This window comes from Luteimonas sp. BLCC-B24 (assembly GCF_028550595.1).
In the GTDB taxonomy this organism is placed as follows: Bacteria; Pseudomonadota; Gammaproteobacteria; order Xanthomonadales; family Xanthomonadaceae; genus Luteimonas.
In genome coordinates, this window is record NZ_JAQQGN010000010.1 from 43,292 (window position 1) to 62,263 (window position 18,972).

The following is an 18,972-nucleotide window of genomic DNA, read 5'->3' on the forward strand; positions in this document are numbered from 1 at the left end:
ATCGGCGATCCCTCCCGAGCGAAGACGCGGAGCCCCAACGGAGCTCCCCGATGTCCGCTGTCCTGTCCGAATCCCCGGCCGTCGATACACCGGCCGTTGCCGTCCTCGCCTGCCACGTGCACAAGTTCGGCGGCAGCAGCCTGGCCGATGCCCGCTGCATCGGCGCCCTGCGGGATCTGATTCCACCCGATGCCCGCCTGCGACCGGTCGTGGTGTCGGCGATGCACGGCACGACCAACGCGCTGGTGGCACTCGCGGACGCGGCGGTCGCGGGCGGTGACTGGAAGCCCGGCTGGGACGCATTACGCCGGCGTCATCTCGACACCGCGCAGGCCTTCGAGGTCGGAGACGGCGGCCCCCTGCACCTGGCGCTGGAGGGCGAGTTCGTGCAGCTCGCCGAAGACCTGCAGGCGCTGGCCGGGGGCGACGGAGACGCCGTCGCGCTCGCCGCACGTGTGCACGGCAGCGGCGAACTGCTGTCCTCGCATCTGGTGCAGGCGGCGCTCGGCGCAGGCTGGCTGCGCCTCGACGCACGCGATGTCCTGGTGGTGCAGCCCGGGGAGATGGGCGCGGTGGTCGACTGGGACGCCAGCCGCTCGAAGCTCGCCCGGTGGCGACTGGCCCACGGCGCGCGCGACCTGGTGATCACCGGCTTCGTCGCGCGCGACGGCGAAGGCCGTTCGACCACCCTGGGCCGCAACGGCAGCGACTACTCCGCGGCGATCTTCGCCAATCTGTTCGATGCCGACGCGCTGACCATCTGGACCGATGTCGACGGCGTGCTGTCGGCGGATCCGCGGCTCGTGCCCGACGCCGTGTGCCTGGACGCGATGTCGTATGCGGAAGCCTGCGAACTCGCCTACTTCGGTGCCAAGGTGCTGCACCCGCAGACCTTGGCACCGGTCCAGGCGCGCGGCGTGCCGGTGCGCATCCGCAACAGCCGCAACCCCGCCGCGCCCGGCACGCTGATCGCGCCCGACGGCGCGCCGGCGGCGTCACCGGTCAAGGGCCTGACCCTGGTGCGCGATGTCGCCGTGCTCGAACTCGTCGGCAACGGCCTGGTTGGCGTGCCCGGCATGGCCGAGCGCCTGTTCGCGGCGCTGCACGGCGCCGGCGTGTCGGTGACGATGATCTCGCAGGGCTCGTCGGAACATTCGATCTGCTGCGTGGTGCGCGCCGAGCAGGCCGAACGGGGCCGCGCCGCCATCGCCGGCGCCTTCGCCGAGGCGATCGCCGACGGTCAGGCGCAGGGCGTGACCGTCACGCCTGATCTCTGCGTGCTGGCCGCGGTGGGCGACGGCATGGTCGGCACCCAGGGCGTGGCCGCGCGGCTCTTCGACGGGCTGGCCCAGGCGCGCGTCAACATCCGCGCCATCGCGCAGGGCGCCAGCGAGCGCAACATCTCCGTCGCGATCGCACAGGACGACGCCACCCGCGCGTTGCGCGCCGCGCATGCCGCGTTCTGGCTGTCGCCGCAAACAGTGTCGGTCGGCGTGATCGGTCCGGGCCATGTCGGCAAGGCGCTGCTGTCGCAGCTGGCCGAGGTGCTGCCGGGCCTGAAGTCGCGCTCCGGGGTCGACCTGCGGCTGCGCGCCGTCGCCTCGAGCCGGCGCATGGCGCTCGAGGACACCGCGATGGATCCGGCGTCCGCCGCCGCACGCCTGCACGACGACGATGCGCAGGCCTGCGATCTCGATGCGTTCGCCGCGCATGTCCGCGCCGGGCATCTGCCGCACGCGATGATCGTCGACTGCAGCGCCAGCGACGCGGTGGCCGCGAAATACGCCGACTGGCTCGCCGCCGGCATCCATGTGGTCACCCCGAACAAGCACGCCGGCAGCGGCGACTGGGCGCGCTACACGGCGATCGCCGAGGCGCGGCGCCAGGGCAGCAGCCGCTTCCTTTACGAAGCCACCGTCGGCGCCGGCCTGCCGGTCGTGCTGACGCTGCGCACGCTCATCGACACCGGCGACACGCTGCACGCCATCGACGGCATGCTCTCGGGCACGCTGGCGTGGCTGTTCAACAGTTTCGATGGCAGCCGGCCATTCTCCGAACTGGTCCGCGAAGCGCGCGCGCTCGGTTACACCGAGCCCGATCCGCGCGACGACCTGTCGGGGCTGGACGTCGCGCGCAAGCTGGTGATCCTCGCCCGCGAGGCGGGACGCCCGCTGTCGCTGGCCGATGTCGCGATCGAAAGCCTGGTGCCCGACGCCCTGCGCGATGTCGATGTCGACACCTTCCTCGCCCGCGCCGGCGAACTCGACGCCCCGATGCAGGCGCGGCTCGACGCTGCGCGCGCCGCGGGCTGCGGGCTGCGCCACATCGCCAGCCTCGACCGCGACGGCCGCGCCACGGTTGGCGTGCAGGCACTTCCGGCCGATCATGCGTGCATGCATACCCGCCTGACCGACAACCTGGTGCAGTTCACCACCACCCGCTACGCCGAGAATCCGCTGGTCGTCCAGGGCCCGGGCGCCGGTCCCGAGGTCACCGCGGCCGGCGTGTTCGGCGACGTGCTGAGCATTGCCCGGTCGCTCGGCGCGGGCCCGCGGAGGTCGGCATGAGCGGGAGCGCGACCGCGTTCGCGCCGGCCAGCGTCGGCAACATCGGCGTGGGCTTCGACCTGCTCGGCCACGTCGTCGACGGCCCGCGCGACATCGCGACCGTGCGCCGCATCGACGCGCCGACGGTGCGCGTCGCCGCGATCCACGGCGACGTGACCGGCGCCGACCGGCTGCCCCTGGAGGCAGCGGACAACACGGCCGGACGTGCGCTGATCGCGCTGCGTGACGCGCTGGGACTGGCGCACGGCTTCGAGATCGAACTGCACAAGGGCATCCCGCTCGGATCCGGTCTCGGCGGCTCGGCCGCGTCCTGCGTCGCCGCCCTGGTGGCGGCCAATGCGCTGCTCGATGCGCCGCTGGCGCGCGAGGCGCTGTATCCGTTCGCACTTGACGGCGAAGCCGTGGCCAGCGGCAGCCGTCACGGTGACAACGTCGCACCGATGCTGCTCGGTGGCGTCGTCATGGCGACCGCCGATCGCGCGATCCGGCTGGATACGCCTGAGTGGCTGCATGCGGTCGTCGTGCACCCCGACCAGATCCTCGAGACACGACGCTCGCGCGCGGTGCTCGCCGAACCCTTCGACCTGCACACGGTGGTCGCGCACAGCACGCATCTGGGGCTGTTCCTGACCGGCCTGCAGCGCGGCGACGCCGCGCTGCTGCGCGTGGGCCTGCGCGACGTGCTGGTCGAGCCGCGCCGCGCCGCGCTGATTCCGGGCTTCCGCGCGGTGCAGCAGGCCGCCTTCGACCACGACGCGATCGGCGCGAGCATTTCCGGCGGCGGCCCCAGCGTCTTCGCCTGGTTCGCGTCCGAGGCCGCAGCGCGCGCGGCAGCCGGCGACATGCGCGCCGGCTTCGTCGAAGCGGGCTTCGGGGCGCGGGCCTATGTCTCGCCGGTCGCCGGGCCGCGCGCGGCGCTCGTCGACGCGCCGGCACGGTCGATGCGGTCGGCAGAGGCGAGCGCATGAACTTCGTCAGCACGCGCGGCGGTGTACCGCCGACCCCGTTCGATGTCGCGCTCGTGGCCGGCCTCGCCCCGGATGGCGGCCTGTACGTGCCGGAGACCATTCCGCAGGTCGATCTCGATGTTCCGCGGGCCACACTGGCCGACACCGCGGACGCGGTCCTCGCGCCCTACTTCGCCGGCTCGCGGCTGCGGCCCCGGCTCGCGGCGCTGTGCCGCGAGGCCTTCGCCTTCGATGCGCCGCTGAGGCCCCTGCGCGGGCCGGGCGATCACGTGCTCGAGCTGTTCCACGGGCCGACGGCTGCGTTCAAGGATTACGCCGCACGCTTCCTGGCCGCTGCGCTGGGTGAATTGCGTGCGCCCGACGCGCCGGCGACGACGATCGTCGTCGCCACCTCCGGCGACACCGGCGCCGCCGTCGCCGCGGCGTTCCATCGCCGGCCGGGCTTCCGCGTCGCGATCCTGTACCCCGACGGCAAGGTCTCGCCGCGCCAGGCGCACGGCGTCGAATGCTGGGGCGACAACGTGCAGGCGTACCGCGTGAACGGCAGTTTCGACGACTGCCAGCGCCTGGCCAAGCAGGCCCTGGGCGACACCGCACTGCGCGCCGAGCGCCCGCTGGGTTCGGCGAACAGCATCAGCCTCGGGCGGCTGCTGCCGCAGGCGGCGTACTACGCGCACGCCGCCGCGCATCACCGGGCCGCGCATGGCCGGGCGCTGCACGTCGTCATACCCACCGGCAACCTCGGCAACGCCTGCGCCGCGCTGCTCGCCCAGCGCATGGGCGCGCCGATCGGCGGCCTCCATCTGGCCTGCAACGCCAACGACACCCTGCCGCGCTTTCTCGCCGGCGCGGACTACGCACCGCAGGTCACGCGCGCCACGCTGGCGAACGCGATGGATGTCGGCGCACCGAGCAACATCGAACGCCTGCGCCACTGGTTCGCCGACGACGCCACGCTGCGCGCGACGCTGCAGGCAACGACCGTCGACGACGCGACGATCCGCGCCACCATCGCTGCTGCGCCCGCGCGCCACGGCATCGTCGCCTGTCCGCACACCGCGACCGCGCTGCATGTGCTGGAGACCCTGCGGGCATCCGGCGACACGCGGGACTGGTCCGTGGTGGCGACCGCGCACCCGGCGAAGTTCGACACGGTGGTCGAATCCCTGGTCGGGCATGCGGTCGAGGTGCCCGACGCCTTGGCGGCGTGTCTCGCGCGACCGGCGAGCGCGATCCCGCTGGATGCGGACTTCGATGCGTGGCGGAACGCCCTGCGCGCGGGATAAGGACGCGATGCACGTGGCAGCGACCGGGATGGGAGTTGCAATGCCTGCTCGACCGGACGCCGCGGACGCGCCTTGACGGACTGACGCCCCGACGGTTTGACAACGACGGCATCGCATCAGCGCGAACCGCATGACCTGCCGGCAGCTTCAAACAGCCGCCATGGCTGTCGTATGGCGGCCCGGTGATCCGGTGACCTCACCGCGCCGCAACCCGCACATGAAAACGCCTCCCGCCCACGAGGGACGGGAGGCGTCACGACACGCGATCAACGGTTGGGATTGACCCTGAGCTGCTTCGCATCGACGGCGCGCACGCCTTCGATCTCGCGTGCCACTGCCGTGGCGCGGTCGATCTGCGCCTGGCTGTCGACATCGCCCGACAGGCTCACGGTGCCGTTCGCGGTTTCGACGCTGATGTCGAGCCCCGCGACATCGCTCTCCGCCAGCAGACCGGCCTTGACCTTGGTCGTGATCCAGGTGTCGGACATCGGCTGGTTGGACTCGGTGTTCGCCGCCGTCGTGCGCTCGGAGCGGTCGGCGGTTTCCTGCGCGGCTGCCGCACCGGCGAACACCAGCGCACCGGCGAGCGCGGACGTCATCAGGGTCTTGCTGAGCTTGGACGCATTCATCGTTCTGGACTCCAGTCGTTCGGGTGTCGGCGAGTGTCCGCACGCCGCCGTGCCAGGGAAGTGAAGCCGCGCCGCCCGCCGCGTCCGCGTTCACGAACCGCTGATCGACGCGTTGGTATCTGCCTGCCATGCCCAAGACCCTCACTACCGCCGCATGTCCGGTCGACGATCCCATCCGAATCGCCCGGCTCGCCGGCCTGCGCTGGGTCAGTGACACCGAACCGGGACTGCGCCGTATCCGCGCCGGCAAGGGCTTCGCCTATCGCGACCCGGACGGCAACGCCGTGCGCGACGCGACCACGCTCGAGCGGGCGCGCCGGCTCGCGGTGCCACCGGCCTATACCGACGTGTGGATCTGTGCGCTCGAGAACGGCCACCTGCAGGCGACCGGGCGCGACGCACGAGGGCGCAAGCAGTATCGCTACCACCCCGACTGGAGCGAGGTGCGCGGCGACGGGAAGTTCGACCGGATCGTCGCCTTCGGCACCGCACTGCCGAAGCTGCGCCGCGCGCTGCGGCGCGACCTCGCGCTTCCGGGCCTGCCGCGCGACAGAGTGTTGGCCATCGTCGTCTCGCTGATGGCGCAAACCTTCGTGCGCGTCGGCAACGACAGCTACACGCGCAGCAACGGGTCGTACGGGCTGACGACATTGCGCAACCGGCATTTCGAGTTCGTGCGCGCGGGCCGTGCGCGCCTGAAATTCCGCGGCAAGAGTGGACAGGAGCAGGAAATCACCCTCGACGATGCCAAGCTGACGCGACTCGTACGGAAAGTGCAGCAGCTACCCGGCCAGGCGCTGTTCCAGTATCTCGACGACGACGGCACGCGCCACGGCATCGACTCGGGCATGGTCAACGACTATCTGCGCAGCGCCATGGGCGGCCCGTTCACCGCCAAGGATTTCCGCACCTGGGGCGGCACGCTGATGGCGTTCAGACGCTTCGCCGCGATGCCGCTGCCGGAAGGCCGGCAGGGCGGCGCACCCAGCGAGCGTGCACTCGCCACCCAGGAGAAGATCGTGATTGCCGACGTGGCGGATGCGCTCGGCAACACGGTCGCGGTCGCGCGCAAGGCCTACATCGATCCGGTGTTGTACGCGGCCTGGCGCGACGGCAGCCTGCAGCGCGCCGCCGGCAATGCGCGCGGCGCACGGCAGTGGGAGGCCGCCTGCCTGAAACTGCTGCGCCGCCGACATCGCCTCGCACGTCGCAAATGAGCGTGCCCGCGCCGATTTAGTTGGCGAAGTAACTGTTGACACCCTGCATAGCGCCATGGTTTTCTCGACCCATGACGCAGCGCAACACCCGCACGCAGACCGTCCAGGCCGCCGACCCCGGCGCCGGTCTGCCGCCGCGCCTGCTCACCGCCAGCATTCTCCTTCTCGTACTCCTTATTACCGTCCAGACAGGCGCGGGGATGGGGTTTGCGTAGCAGATAGCAGACACCCAAGGTCGAAACACCGAACCCCGTGCCGACAGGCCCGGGGTTTTTTTTCGCCCGAACACCGCCCTCCCATCGCACCTCAACCAGCGGATGTCGTCCATGTCACAGTCCAAACCCACCATCGCCATCGTCGGCTACGGCAGCCAGGGCCGCGCGCACGCGCTGAACCTGCGTGATTCCGGGTTCGACGTCACCATCGGCCTGCGCCCCGGCGGCCCGACCGAGCAGACGGCCAAGGCCGACGGCTTCAGCGCGAAGACGCCTGCCGAGGCCGTCGCCGATGCCGACCTGGTCGCGGTGCTGACGCCCGACATGGTGCAGAAACAGCTGTACGCCGATGTGCTGGCCCCGCACATGAAACGAGGCGCGTGCCTGCTGTTCGCGCACGGGCTCAACGTGCATTTCGACATGATCGCGCCGCGTGCGGATCTGGACGTGGTGCTGGTCGCGCCCAAGGGGCCGGGCGCCCTGGTGCGGCGCGAATATGAGATCGGCCGCGGCGTGCCGTGCATCTACGCCGTGCACCAGGACCCGAGCGGCACTGCCGAGCAGCTGGCGCTGACTTATGCCGCAGGCCTCGGCGGCGCGCGCGCGAACATCATCAGGACCACGTTCAAGGAAGAAACCGAGACCGACCTGTTCGGTGAGCAGGCCGTGCTGTGCGGCGGCGCGTCCTCGCTGGTGCAGGCCGGGTTCGAAACCCTGGTCGAAGCCGGCTACCAGCCCGAGATCGCGTATTACGAGGTGCTGCACGAGCTCAAGCTGATCGTCGATCTGTTCTACGAGGGCGGTATCACCCGGATGCTGGAATTCGTGTCCGAGACCGCGCAGTACGGCGATTACGTCAGCGGCCCGCGGGTCATCGACGCCGGCGTCAAGGCGCGCATGAAGGACGTGCTGACCGACATCCAGAACGGCACCTTCACCAAGAACTGGGTGGCCGAATACGAAGCCGGCCTGCCGAACTACACGAAGTACAAGCAGGCCGATCTCGAGCATCCGATCGAGCAGGTCGGCCGCGAGCTGCGCGCCAAGATGGTCTGGCTCGATGCCGGCGCCGATGCGAAGGCCGCCACGCCCGATCCGCGGAAAGAGGCCGCCTGATGAACGGCGCCCGCTGGCTGGTGCAGGCCCTGGAAGCCGAAGGCGTGGACACGCTCTTCGGCTATCCGGGCGGCGCGATCATGCCCTTCTACGATGCGCTGCACGGCGCGTCACTGAAGCACGTACTGGTCCGCCACGAACAGGGCGCGGCCTTCGCCGCGAACGGGTTCGCACGCGCCAGCGGCCGCGTCGGTGTCTGCGTGGCGACATCCGGCCCCGGCGCCTCGAACCTGGTGACCGGCATCGCCGACGCGATGCTGGATTCGGTGCCGATGGTGGTCATCACCGGCCAGGTGGCGACGCCGCTGATGGGCACCGACGCGTTCCAGGAACTGGACGTGTTCGGCATGACCCTGCCGATCGTCAAGCACAGCTTTCTGCTGCGCAGCGTCGACGAACTGCCCGACGTCGTCCGCGAGGCCTTCCGCATCGCGCGTTCGGGCCGACCCGGGCCGGTGCTGATCGATCTGCCCAAGGACGTGCAGATCGGCGACGCCGGGCATCTCGGCGCGCACGTGCCTTCTGCGGCCGAGTCCGTGCCGGCCTGCGCGGACCACGCGCTGCACGAGGCCGCCGCGCTGATCTCGCAGGCCGAGCGTCCGGTGGTCTACGGCGGCGGCGGCATCGTGCTCGGCGATGCGCTGGAGGCGTTCCGCGAATTCGCCGACCTGACCGGCATCCCGACCGTGCTGACGTTGCGCGGCCTGGGCGCGCTGCCGCCGGCGCACCCGGCGAACATGGGCATGCTGGGCATGCACGGCAGCCGCGCGGCGAACCTGGCGGTGCAGGAATCCGATCTGTTGATCGTCGTGGGTGCGCGCTTCGACGATCGCGCCACCGGCAAACTGGCCGAGTTCGCACCGCTGGCGCGCGTCGTGCATCTGGACGGCGACGGCTGCGAGATCGGCAAGTTGCGCGAGACCGATGTCGCGGTGTGCGGCGATGTCGCGACGAGTCTGTCGCGACTGGCCGCACCGTGCGCAGCGCAGATGCAGGGCCGGCATGCCGCCGCCCGTGCCGCATGGCGGGCGCTGTGCGCGCAGCGCCGCGAGACCTTCGCCGCGCGCTACGACGCACCCGGGGACGCGGTCTTCGCGCCGGCGCTGCTCAAGCGCATGAGCGAGCTGGCGTCCGATGCGACCGTCGCCTGCGATGTCGGCCAGCACCAGATGTGGGTCGCGCAGCACTGGCGCTTCGATCATCCGCGCAAGCACCTGACCAGCGGCGCGCTGGGCGCGATGGGCTTCGGCCTGCCGGCCGCGATCGGCGCGCAGATGGAGGACCCGTCGCGCCGCGTGGTCTGCGTCAGCGGCGACGGTTCGTTTCTGATGAACGTGCAGGAGCTGGCGACGCTGCGCCGCTACGGCCTGCCGGTGAAGATCATCCTGCTCGACAACCAGGCGCTGGGCATGGTGCGGCAGTGGCAGGAACTGTTCTTCGAGCGCCGCTATTCCGAGATCGACCTGTCCGATAACCCGGACTTCGCGCACGTCGCACGCGCGTTCGGCATCCAGGCACTGTCGGTCGACAAGGCCGCCGATGTCGAAGCCGCGCTGACGGCGCTGCTGGCCGTCGACGGCCCGGCGCTGCTGCACGTCGCCATCGACACCGCCGCCAATGTCTGGCCGCTGGTGCCGCCGAACCACAACAACGCGCAGATGCTCGATGCCGACGAGGTCGCCTCGCTCGACACCGGCGCAGCTCCGCCCGCGGCCACCTTCAAGGAATCGAGCCATGCGTTACCGGTGTGAGTTGACCCTGCGCCGTGCCGAAGGTGCGCTGGTGCGCGTGCTGGGCACGACCGAACGCCGCGGCTTCCGGCCGCTGTCGTTCGAAGGCGACGCGCCCGACGACGGCGACCGCTGGCAGTTGCGCATGACCGTCGAAAGCGATCGTGCGCCGGCCGCCCTGCAGGGCCAGCTGGCCAAGCTCTACGACTGCCTGTCGGTGGAGGTCTCACCGTGTCGTTGAACGTCATCGCCGAGGCCGCGCCCACGCCTGCGCCGGCGGTTGCGGAGGCGGCTGCGCCGGCGCGCACCCTGGCCTGGTTCGACGGCGCGCTGCACGACGTGGAGGCGCTGCAGGCCGGCCTGACCACGCACGCGATGCACTACGGCAGCGGTGTGTTCGAAGGGATTCGCAGCTACGCGACCGCCGAGGGCGCGGCGGTGTTCCGCCTGCCCGAGCACATGGCGCGCATGCGCGAAGGCGCCGCGCTGCTGGGCATGGCATTCGATCCCGCCCGGGCGACCGACGCCGTGCTGGAGACGCTGCGCGCGAACCGGCACCGCGACGCCTACATCCGTCCGCTGGCCTGGTTCGGCGAGGGCGGCTTCGGCCTCGATGTCGAAGGCCACAGCGAACACCTGATGGTCGCCACCACCGCCACCCGCGTGCACCTGGCCGGCGCGCGCGCGCGCCTGGGCATCAGCACGTGGCGGCGCAATCCGGCCGATTCACTGCCGCCGCTGAAACTGTGCGGCGCGTACATCAATTCGATCCTGGCCAAGCGCGAGAGCAAGGCCCGCGGGTTCGACGAAGCCTTGTTCACCGATGCGGCCGGATACGTGGTCGAGTGCACCGGCGCCAATGTGTTCATGGTCACCGGGGGCCGGATCACCGCGGTCGTGCATCGCGATGCACTGCCGGGTATCACCCGCGACACCCTGATCGCGCTGAGCGGCGCCGAGGCACGCGCGGTCACGGTCGACGAACTGCGCGATGCCGACGAGGTCTTCGCCTGCGGCACCGCGGCCGAGGTCGCGCCGGTGCAGGCGATCGAGGACCGCCGCTACGGCGACAACCCGGTCACCCGTGAACTGGCCGCACTGTATGCGCGCGTGGTACGCGGCGAGGCCGAGACCGGCCGCGGCTGGCTGACGGTGGTCTGACCCATGATCGATGCCGACGTACGCCGCGCGCCCTCCGTCACCGCCAGCGACGTGCTGGCGGCGCAGGCGCGGCTGCGCCGCTATCTCGACGTCACGCCGATGCACTACGCCGAGCGCTTCGGCTGCTGGCTGAAGCTGGAGAACCTGCAGCGCACCGGCTCCTACAAGGTGCGCGGCGCGCTGAACGCGCTGGTGGCCGCGCGTGAGCGCGGCGACGAGCGCACGGTCATCACCGCCTCGGCCGGCAACCATGCCCAGGGCCTGGCCTGGGCGGCGTACCGGCTCGGCGTGCCGGCGATCACCGTGATGCCGAAGACCGCGCCCGACACCAAGATCGCCGGCGTCGCCCACTGGGGTGCGACCGTGCGCCTGCACGGTGAGACCTACGACGAGGCCAAGGCCTTCGCCGCGGAGCTGGCGGCGCAGAACGACTTCCGCCTGCTGTCGGCGTTCGACGATGTCGACGTGATCGCCGGCCAGGGCACAGTGGGGCTGGAGATCGCCGCCCATCTGACCCCCGATGTCGTCATCGTGCCGATCGGCGGTGGCGGCCTGGCATCGGGCGTCGCGCTGGCGTTGAAATCACAGGGCGTGCGCATCGTCGGTGCCCAGGTCGAAGGCGTGGACGCGATGGCGCGCGTCCTGCGCGGTGACGACGCGCCATTCGCCCCGGTGGCGACGCTGGCCGACGGCGTGCGGGTCAAGGCCGCCGGCCACATCACCCGCGGTCTGCTAGCGGACCTGCTCGACGACATCGTCATCGTGCGCGAAGCCGAACTGCGCGAGACGCTGGTGCGGTTGGCGCTGGAAGAGCACGTGATCGCCGAAGGCGCCGGTGCACTGGCGCTCGCGGCCGGGCGACGTGTCGCCGGCAAGCGCAAGGTGGCGGTGGTGTCGGGCGGCAACGTGGACGCGCGCGTGCTGGCGGCTCTGCTGTCCGACGTGCGGCCCCGTGCGCCGCGCAAGCCGCGCCGGCGCGTGCGCGACACCGGGGCCGCACGCGGCACCACGGCAGCCGTGCCGGTCGCCGTACCGCGCCGGCGCAACGATCTCGCGCCGCGGACGGCATCCACGGCCACCGGCAGCGAACCCCGACTTCGTCCCGCGACGCCGCCTTCCCGCACGACCGAGCGCACGCAGCACCGCATTCCCGAGGACGTTCCCGCATGACTTCACCCGACATCATCCGCATCTTCGACACCACGCTGCGCGACGGCGAGCAGTCACCCGGCTGCAGCATGTCGCCGCAGCAGAAGGTGGTGATGGCGCGCGCACTCGACGCCCTGGGCGTCGACATCATCGAAACCGGCTTTCCGGCGAGTTCGGAATCCGATCGCGACGCCACACGGCTGATTGCACGCGAGGTCCGGCGGCCGACGCTGGCCGTGCTGTCGCGTTGCCTGCCGGCCGACATCGAAGCCTCGGCGCGGGCGCTCGAAGGCGCGGCCAGGCCGCGGCTTCACGTCTTCCTGTCGACCAGTCCGCTGCACCGTGAGCACAAGCTGCGCATGGGCAAGGACGAGGTGCTGGAATCGATCGCCCGCAACGTCGCACATGCGCGGCGCCTGATCGACGACGTCGAGTTCTCGGCCGAGGACGGCACCCGCACCGAAGAGGACTTCCTGGCCGAATCGATCGCGATCGCGATCGCCAATGGCGCGACCACCATCAACGTGCCGGACACCCTGGGCTACACCACGCCCGACGAGATCCGCGGCCTGTTCCAGCGCCTGATCGCCGACATTCCCGGTGCACGCGACGTCGTGTTCAGCGCGCACTGCCACAACGATCTGGGCCTGGCGGTGGCCAATTCGCTGGCCGCGATCGAAGGCGGCGCGCGCCAGGTGGAATGCACCGTCAACGGCATCGGCGAGCGCGCCGGCAACTGCGCGGTCGAGGAACTGGCGATGGCGCTGAAGGTACGCAACGCCTACTACGCGCTGGACACACGGATCGACACGCGTCGACTGGTCCCGACCTCGCAGCTGCTGACCCGCCTGATCGGCATGCCGGTGCAGCGCAACAAGGCGATCGTCGGCGACAACGCGTTCGCACACGAATCGGGCATCCACCAGCACGGCATGCTGCGCCACCGCGGCACCTACGAGATCATGAATCCGGCCGATGTCGGCTGGCCCGATTCGAAGATGGTGCTGGGCCGCCACAGCGGCCGCGCCGCGGTGGGCCATCGCCTGCGGGCTTTGGGCTATACGCTCGAGGACGGCCAGATGGACCAGGTGTTCGAGGCCTTCAAGGCGCTGTGCGAGCAGCAGCGCGTGGTCGACGACGACGACCTGGAGCGGCTGATGAACGGGGGCGTGCCGAGCCAGGGCTTCCGCCTGGCCTCGATGACCGTCAGCGATCGCGGCCAGCGTGCCAGCGCGCAGATCGAACTGTCCGATCCCGACGGTCGCACGATCACCGAGAGTGCGCTGGGCGACGGGCCGGTGGATGCGCTGTTCGCCGCACTGGCCGCCGCCACCGGCGTCGACCTGTCGCTGGAGAGTTACCAGGTGCACAGCGTCGGCATCGGGCGCGACGCGCGCGGCGAAGCCAATCTGAGCGTCCGCCACGAAGACGCCGCCGGCACGAGTGTCGCATTCAAAGGCACTGGCACCAGCCGCGACATCATCGAAGCGAGTGCGCTGGCCTGGCTGGACGTCGCCAACCGCCTCCTGCGCCGGCGCGCCGAAACTTCGCCGGGCGCGCAGCGGACGGCGGCGCATGCCTGATCGACAGCGTCGATGTGCGGCGGCACGGGCACAGCCGCACCGGACCGCACCCCGCACCAGGAGCGCGCGTGCGTGCGCTCCACGGACCACTCCCCGTCGCGCACCCGCGCACGCCTCCACACGACACCCATCCCGATGACCACCCCTGCACCGAAAACCCTGTTCGACAAGCTGTGGGACGCCCACGTGGTCGTCCCCGAAAGCGACGCCGCGCCCGCGGTGCTGTACATCGACCTGCACCTGATCCACGAGGTCACCTCGCCGCAGGCCTTCACCGAGCTGCGCGCCCGGGGCCTGGCGCCGCGTCGCCCGGACCGCACCAAGGGCACCATGGATCACTCCACGCCCACCCTTCCGGCCGACGCGGACGGCCGCCTGCCCTACTTCACCGAGGCCGCGCGCGCGCAGGTGGACACGCTGGCCGCCAACTGCGCCGAGTTCGGCATCGAACTCTTCGACATGGATTCCGACAGCCGCGGCATCGTGCATGTGATCGCGCCCGAGCAGGGGTTCACCCTGCCCGGCATGACCATCGTCTGCGGTGACAGCCACACCTCGACACACGGCGCCTTCGGCGCGCTGGCCTTCGGCATCGGCACGAGCGAGGTCGGCAACGTGCTGGCCACGCAGTGCCTGCTGCAGCGCAAGGCCAAAACGATGTCGATCACCGTCGACGGCGCGCTGGCACCGGGCGTCGGCGCCAAGGACGTGATCCTGCACATCATCGGCGTCATCGGCGTCAACGGCGGCACCGGCCACGTCATCGAATACCGCGGCTCGACGATCCGCGCGATGGACATGGAACAGCGCATGACCCTGTGCAACATGTCGATCGAGGCCGGCGCGCGCGCCGGCATGGTGGCGCCCGACCAGATGACCTTCGACTGGATCGCGCGTACGCCGCGCGGCCCGAAGGGTGCCGCCTTCGATGCCGCCGTCGCGCGCTGGTCGTCGCTGCACAGCGACCCGGGCGCGCGCTTCGATGCGGACGTCGTCATCGATGCCGCCGACATCCGCCCCACCCTCACCTGGGGCACGCACCCGGGCACCGCGATCGGCGTGGACGCGCCGATTCCGGCGCCCGCCGATGTCGCCGCGCAGAAGGGACTGGACTACATGCGGCTGCATGCGGGCGAGACCCTCGCCGGCACGCCGGTCGACGTGGTGTTCGTGGGCTCGTGCACCAACGGCCGGCTCGGCGACATGCGCGACGTGGCCCGGGTGCTGCGCGGCCGGCATGTGGCGCCGGGTGTGCGCATGCTGGTGGTGCCGGGCTCGGAGATCGTCAAGCGCGCGGCGGAAGCCGAGGGCATCGACGCCGTGGTGCGCGCCGCCGGCGCCGAATGGCGCGAACCGGGCTGCTCGATGTGCATCGCGATGAACGGCGATCTGGTCGCGCCCGGGCAGCTGGCCGTGAGCACGAGCAACCGCAATTTCGAAGGCCGCCAGGGCCCCGGCGCGCGCACCCTGCTGGCCTCGCCGTTGACCGCGGCCTGGGCGGCCGTGCACGGCTGCGTCGGCGATCCGCGCGCGTTGTTCTCCACCCCCGACCAGCGTGAGGTCGCCTGATGTCCGCCGCCAACTCCACTGTGGCTTCCACGAACAGCGACGCGCCGGAGTTTCCGGTGCGCTCGCGCAGCGTCGTGCTGCGCGAGACCAACATCGACACCGACCAGATCATCCCCGCGCGCTTCCTGTCGACGACGTCGCGCAAGGGCCTCGGCCGCCACGCGTTCAACGACTGGCGCTGGCGCGACGACGGCACGCTGAATCCGGACTTCGTGTTCAATCGCGACGAGAACGCCGGCCGGTCGATTCTCATCGCCGGGCGCAACTTTGGCTGCGGCTCGTCCCGTGAGCATGCGCCCTGGGCGCTGCGCGACCTCGGCCTGCGCGCGATCGTCAGCAGCGAGATCGCCGACATCTTTCGCGGCAACGCGCTCAAGAACGGTCTGCTGCCGATCGTGCTGCCCGAGGCCGACGTGCAGGCCCTGATGGCGCGCCCGGACGACGTGCTGGAAATCGACATCGTGGCCCGCGAACTGCGCACGCCCGGCGGCGACGTCCACGCCTTCCCGCTCGATGCGTTCGCACGGACCTGCCTGCTCGAGGGCGTCGACGAAATGGGCTTCCTGCTGGCGCGCCGCGCCGACATCCAACGTTACGAGGAGCGCCACCATGCACGCTGACATCGTCGTACTGCCGGGCGACGGCATCGGCCCGGAAGTCACCGCCGCCGCCGTCGAGGTGCTGCAGGCGGTCGCGCGCCGTTACGGCCATCGCTTCGCGCTGCACACGCATCTGATCGGCGGCGCCGCGATCGACGCGACCGGCACGCCACTGCCCGACGACACCCTGGCCGCGGCGCGCGACGCCGATGCGGTGCTGCTGGGCGCGGTGGGCGGACCGAAATGGTCCGATCCGAATGCCACCGTGCGGCCCGAGCAGGGCCTGCTGGCGATCCGCAAGGCACTGGGCCTGTATGCCAACCTGCGCCCGACCCGTCCGCACAATGCCGCCATCGGCGCCTCGCCGATCAAGCCGCATCTGCTGGCCGGCGTGGATCTGCTGGTGGTGCGTGAACTGACCGGCGGCATCTACTTCGGCGCGCGCACGCGCAGTGCCGAAGCCGCCAGCGACCTGTGCACCTACAGCGTCGCCGAGATCGAGCGTGTCGTGCGCCGCGCCTGCCTGCTGGCGCGCGGCCGCCGCGGCCACGTGACCTCGGTCGACAAGGCCAACGTGCTGGAAACCTCGCGGCTGTGGCGCGATGTCGCCACGCGTATGGCGCGCGACGAATTCCCGGACATCACCCTGGACCACCAGCTGGTCGACTCGATGGCGATGCATCTGCTGTCGAGGCCGCGCGCGTTCGACGTGATCGTGACCGAGAACATGTTCGGCGACATCCTCACCGACGAGGCCTCGATGCTGGCCGGGTCGCTGGGCCTGTTGCCGTCGGCCTCGCTCGGCGACGGCGGCGCGAAGACCGACGGATCGGCCTCGCCGGGCCGCGTCAAAGGCCTCTTCGAGCCCATCCACGGCTCCGCGCCCGACATCGCCGGCCAGGGCATCGCCAACCCCTACGGCGCCATCCTCAGTGCCGCGCTGCTGTTGCGCTACTCGCTCGGGCTGTCGATGGAGGCGGCCTGCATCGAGCAGGCCGTCGATTCTGCGCTGGAAGACGGCGTGTTCAGCGCCGACATCGCCGCGGGCGGCCATGCGCATTCGACACGCGCGGTCACCGCCGCCGTGCTCGAGCGTATCGAGGTCACCTGCCAGGTCACCGAGCTGCGCGACTGAACGCCGCCGCGCGAAACGGGATGGCCGTCTCCTGTGGCCGCGACATCTGCGCCGGGCGGATGCGCTGTGCCGCAGGTCGGCGGCCCCGATCTCCGACACGCCGTTGCGTCGCGCATCCTGCGTCCGTCGTCGAACATTCCGAGACGGATGACGGCGGCGCTCCCCGTCTCCGTGCCCACCGAATCCGAGAGCCCGATGCCCGAGTACCGTTCCAGAACGTCCACCCACGGTCGCAACATGGCCGGCGCCCGCGCCCTGTGGCGCGCGACCGGCATGACCGACGGCGACTTCCACAAGCCCATCGTCGCGGTCGCCAACTCGTTCACCCAGTTCGTGCCCGGCCACGTGCATCTCAAGGACATGGGCCAGCTGGTGGCGCACGAGATCGAACGCGTGGGCGGCGTGGCCAAGGAGTTCAACACCATCGCCGTCGACGACGGCATCGCGATGGGCCACGACGGCATGCTGTATTCGCTGCCGAGCCGCGAGCTGATCGCCGACGCCGTGGAGTACATGGTCAACGCGCACTGCGCAGATGCGCTGGTGTGCATCTCCAACTGCGACAAGATCACGCCCGGCATGCTGATGGCGGCGCTGCGGCTCAACGTGCCGGTGGTCTTCGTCTCCGGCGGGCCGATGGAGGCCGGTAAGACCCGGCTCGCGAGCGGCGACGCGGGGCGCAAGCTCGATCTCGTCGACGCGATGGTGATGGCGGCCGATCCGCGCGCCAGCGACGACCAGGTGGCCGCTGTGGAGCGCAGCGCCTGCCCCACCTGCGGCTCGTGCTCGGGCATGTTCACCGCAAACTCGATGAACTGCCTGACCGAGGCGCTGGGCCTGTCGCTGCCCGGCAACGGCACGCTGCTGGCCACGCATGCCGATCGCGAACAGCTGTTCCTGCGCGCCGGCCGCACCGTGGTCGAACTCTGCCACCGCTGGTACGGCGGCGAGGACCCGACCGCGCTGCCGCGTGGCATCGCCACGTTCGAGGCGTTCGAGAATGCGATGACGCTCGACATCGCGATGGGCGGCTCGACGAATACGATCCTGCACCTGCTGGCGGCCGCGCAGGAAGCGGAGGTCGACTTCACCATGGCCGACATCGACCGCCTCTCGCGCCGCGTGCCGCAGCTGTGCAAGGTGGCGCCGAACACGCCGGACTACCACGTCGAAGACGTGCACCGTGCCGGCGGCATTCCCGCAATTCTCGGTGCGCTGGCACGCGGCGGCCTGCTGCATACCAATGCGGCGACCGTGCACGCGCGCACGCTGGCTGACGCGATCGCCGCCTGGGACATCGATGCGACCAACGACGAGGCCGTGCACACCTTCTTCCGCGCCGGTCCGGCCGGCATTCCCACCCAGACTGCCTTCAGCCAGGCGACGCGCTGGGACACGCTGGACACCGATCGCGCGCACGGCTGCATCCGCGACGTGGATCACGCCTATTCGAGCGACGGCGGCCTCGCTGTGCTCACCGGCAACCTCGCCATCGACGGCTGCGTGGTCAAGACCGCGGGCGTGGACGCGGCGATCCACGTCTTCGAAGGCCCGGCGCGCGTATTCGAGAGCCAGGAGGACGCGGTGGCCGGCATTCTCGACGACGTGGTGCAGCCGGGCGAGGTCGTCGTGATCCGCTACGAAGGCCCCAAGGGCGGCCCCGGCATGCAGGAGATGCTGTACCCGACCAGCTATCTGAAGTCCAAGGGACTGGGCGCGAAGTGCGCGCTGCTGACCGACGGTCGCTTCTCCGGCGGCACCTCCGGCCTGTCGATCGGGCATGTGTCGCCGGAAGCCGCGGCCGGGGGCACGATCGCACTGGTGCGCGACGGCGATCGCATCCGCATCGACATCCCCGCGCGATCGATCGCACTGCGGGTCGACGACGCGGAGCTTGCCGCACGCCGCAGCGCACAGTACCCGCTCGGATGGAGGCCGAAGCACGCACGGCCGCGTCGAGTGAGCACCGCACTCAGGGCCTACGCCCTGCTCGCCACCAGCGCCGACAAGGGCGCGGTGCGCGATCGCGCCCTGCTCGGCGACTGACG

15 protein-coding genes and 1 pseudogene are annotated in these 18,972 nt (G+C 70.9%); 15 read left to right on the forward strand and 1 reads right to left on the reverse strand.

Annotated features, from left to right (window positions below):
* The first annotated feature begins 50 nt into the window (after positions 1 to 50).
* From thrA to thrC, 3 genes are read left to right on the forward strand one after another with little or no spacing between them, the layout of a single operon-like run.
* Entirely contained in the window at positions 51 to 2,567 is a 2,517-nt protein-coding gene (gene thrA / locus PQS31_RS15850; RefSeq protein WP_272763782.1) for a bifunctional aspartate kinase/homoserine dehydrogenase I, read from the forward strand.
* A complete protein-coding gene (locus tag PQS31_RS15855) occupies positions 2,564 to 3,535 on the forward strand; it encodes a homoserine kinase (protein WP_272763783.1) in 972 nt (323 codons plus the stop codon). The genes thrA and PQS31_RS15855 overlap by 4 nt, the downstream gene beginning before the upstream one ends.
* Positions 3,532 to 4,821: a threonine synthase gene (gene thrC / locus PQS31_RS15860; RefSeq protein ID WP_272763784.1), complete on the forward strand. Its 1,290-nt coding sequence runs from the start codon at positions 3,532 to 3,534 to the stop codon at positions 4,819 to 4,821. The genes PQS31_RS15855 and thrC overlap by 4 nt, the downstream gene beginning before the upstream one ends.
* A 266-nt stretch (positions 4,822 to 5,087) precedes the next feature.
* On the opposite strand, the gene PQS31_RS15865 is transcribed toward thrC, so the two are convergent.
* A complete protein-coding gene (locus PQS31_RS15865; RefSeq protein ID WP_272763785.1) occupies positions 5,088 to 5,450 on the reverse strand; it encodes a BON domain-containing protein in 363 nt (120 codons plus the stop codon).
* A gap of 128 nt (positions 5,451 to 5,578) precedes the next feature.
* Here PQS31_RS15865 and PQS31_RS15870 point away from each other — a divergent pair, with 128 nt between their 5' ends.
* The 12 genes and pseudogenes from PQS31_RS15870 to ilvD all read left to right on the forward strand — a co-directional run bounded on the left by PQS31_RS15870 (position 5,579) and on the right by ilvD (position 18,970).
* Positions 5,579 to 6,667 (forward strand): DNA topoisomerase IB, encoded by a 1,089-nt coding sequence (locus PQS31_RS15870; protein WP_272763786.1) that lies wholly within the window; start codon positions 5,579 to 5,581, stop codon positions 6,665 to 6,667.
* A 71-nt stretch (positions 6,668 to 6,738) separates the two neighbouring features.
* Entirely contained in the window at positions 6,739 to 6,882 is a 144-nt protein-coding gene (locus PQS31_RS15875) for a hypothetical protein (RefSeq protein WP_272763787.1), read from the forward strand.
* Between the two features lie 111 nt (positions 6,883 to 6,993).
* Positions 6,994 to 7,998: a ketol-acid reductoisomerase gene (ilvC, locus tag PQS31_RS15880; protein WP_272763789.1), complete on the forward strand. Its 1,005-nt coding sequence runs from the start codon at positions 6,994 to 6,996 to the stop codon at positions 7,996 to 7,998.
* Positions 7,998 to 9,749 carry an acetolactate synthase 2 catalytic subunit gene (gene ilvG / locus PQS31_RS15885; RefSeq protein ID WP_272763791.1) on the forward strand — a complete coding sequence of 584 codons (1,752 nt, stop codon included), beginning with the start codon at positions 7,998 to 8,000 and terminating at the stop codon, positions 9,747 to 9,749. Before ilvC ends, ilvG begins: the two co-directional genes overlap by 1 nt.
* Entirely contained in the window at positions 9,733 to 9,969 is a 237-nt protein-coding gene (locus PQS31_RS15890) for an ACT domain-containing protein (RefSeq protein ID WP_272763793.1), read from the forward strand. Before ilvG ends, PQS31_RS15890 begins: the two co-directional genes overlap by 17 nt.
* Positions 9,960 to 10,889 (forward strand): aminotransferase class IV, encoded by a 930-nt coding sequence (locus PQS31_RS15895; protein ID WP_272763794.1) that lies wholly within the window; start codon positions 9,960 to 9,962, stop codon positions 10,887 to 10,889. The genes PQS31_RS15890 and PQS31_RS15895 overlap by 10 nt, the downstream gene beginning before the upstream one ends.
* Before the next feature lie 3 nt (positions 10,890 to 10,892).
* A pseudogene (locus tag PQS31_RS15900) lies at positions 10,893 to 11,927 on the forward strand (threonine dehydratase); the annotation flags it as partial.
* Between the two features lie 128 nt (positions 11,928 to 12,055).
* Entirely contained in the window at positions 12,056 to 13,621 is a 1,566-nt protein-coding gene (locus PQS31_RS15905) for a 2-isopropylmalate synthase (RefSeq protein ID WP_272763796.1), read from the forward strand.
* Positions 13,622 to 13,756: 135 nt separating this feature from the next.
* On the forward strand, positions 13,757 to 15,190 hold the full coding sequence (leuC, locus tag PQS31_RS15910) for a 3-isopropylmalate dehydratase large subunit (protein ID WP_272763798.1): 1,434 nt from the start codon (positions 13,757 to 13,759) through the stop codon (positions 15,188 to 15,190).
* Positions 15,190 to 15,810 (forward strand): 3-isopropylmalate dehydratase small subunit, encoded by a 621-nt coding sequence (gene leuD, locus PQS31_RS15915; protein WP_272763800.1) that lies wholly within the window; start codon positions 15,190 to 15,192, stop codon positions 15,808 to 15,810. The genes leuC and leuD overlap by 1 nt, the downstream gene beginning before the upstream one ends.
* A complete protein-coding gene (leuB, locus tag PQS31_RS15920; RefSeq protein ID WP_272763802.1) occupies positions 15,800 to 16,924 on the forward strand; it encodes a 3-isopropylmalate dehydrogenase in 1,125 nt (374 codons plus the stop codon). The genes leuD and leuB overlap by 11 nt, the downstream gene beginning before the upstream one ends.
* Positions 16,925 to 17,119: 195 nt before the next feature.
* Positions 17,120 to 18,970, forward strand: coding sequence for a dihydroxy-acid dehydratase (gene ilvD, locus PQS31_RS15925; protein ID WP_272763803.1), 1,851 nt, complete (start codon positions 17,120 to 17,122; stop codon positions 18,968 to 18,970).
* Positions 18,971 to 18,972: the final 2 nt, after the last annotated feature.

What these genes read in the sequence shown, in the direction of transcription:
- leuB (WP_272763802.1), top strand. Translation starts at nt 15,800, where the DNA reads ATGCACGCTGACATCGTCGTACTGCCGGGCGACGGCATCGGCCCGGAA.
- thrC (WP_272763784.1), top strand. Translation starts at nt 3,532, where the DNA reads ATGAACTTCGTCAGCACGCGCGGCGGTGTACCGCCGACCCCGTTCGAT.
- ilvC (WP_272763789.1), top strand. Translation starts at nt 6,994, where the DNA reads ATGTCACAGTCCAAACCCACCATCGCCATCGTCGGCTACGGCAGCCAG.
- PQS31_RS15870 (WP_272763786.1), top strand. Translation starts at nt 5,579, where the DNA reads ATGCCCAAGACCCTCACTACCGCCGCATGTCCGGTCGACGATCCCATC.
- PQS31_RS15855 (WP_272763783.1), top strand. Translation starts at nt 2,564, where the DNA reads ATGAGCGGGAGCGCGACCGCGTTCGCGCCGGCCAGCGTCGGCAACATC.
- thrA (WP_272763782.1), top strand. Translation starts at nt 51, where the DNA reads ATGTCCGCTGTCCTGTCCGAATCCCCGGCCGTCGATACACCGGCCGTT.
- ilvD (WP_272763803.1), top strand. Translation starts at nt 17,120, where the DNA reads ATGCCCGAGTACCGTTCCAGAACGTCCACCCACGGTCGCAACATGGCC.
- leuD (WP_272763800.1), top strand. Translation starts at nt 15,190, where the DNA reads ATGTCCGCCGCCAACTCCACTGTGGCTTCCACGAACAGCGACGCGCCG.
- PQS31_RS15905 (WP_272763796.1), top strand. Translation starts at nt 12,056, where the DNA reads ATGACTTCACCCGACATCATCCGCATCTTCGACACCACGCTGCGCGAC.
- PQS31_RS15875 (WP_272763787.1), top strand. Translation starts at nt 6,739, where the DNA reads ATGACGCAGCGCAACACCCGCACGCAGACCGTCCAGGCCGCCGACCCC.
- leuC (WP_272763798.1), top strand. Translation starts at nt 13,757, where the DNA reads ATGACCACCCCTGCACCGAAAACCCTGTTCGACAAGCTGTGGGACGCC.
- ilvG (WP_272763791.1), top strand. Translation starts at nt 7,998, where the DNA reads ATGAACGGCGCCCGCTGGCTGGTGCAGGCCCTGGAAGCCGAAGGCGTG.
- PQS31_RS15890 (WP_272763793.1), top strand. Translation starts at nt 9,733, where the DNA reads ATGCGTTACCGGTGTGAGTTGACCCTGCGCCGTGCCGAAGGTGCGCTG.
- PQS31_RS15865 (WP_272763785.1), bottom strand. Translation starts at nt 5,450, where the DNA reads ATGAATGCGTCCAAGCTCAGCAAGACCCTGATGACGTCCGCGCTCGCC.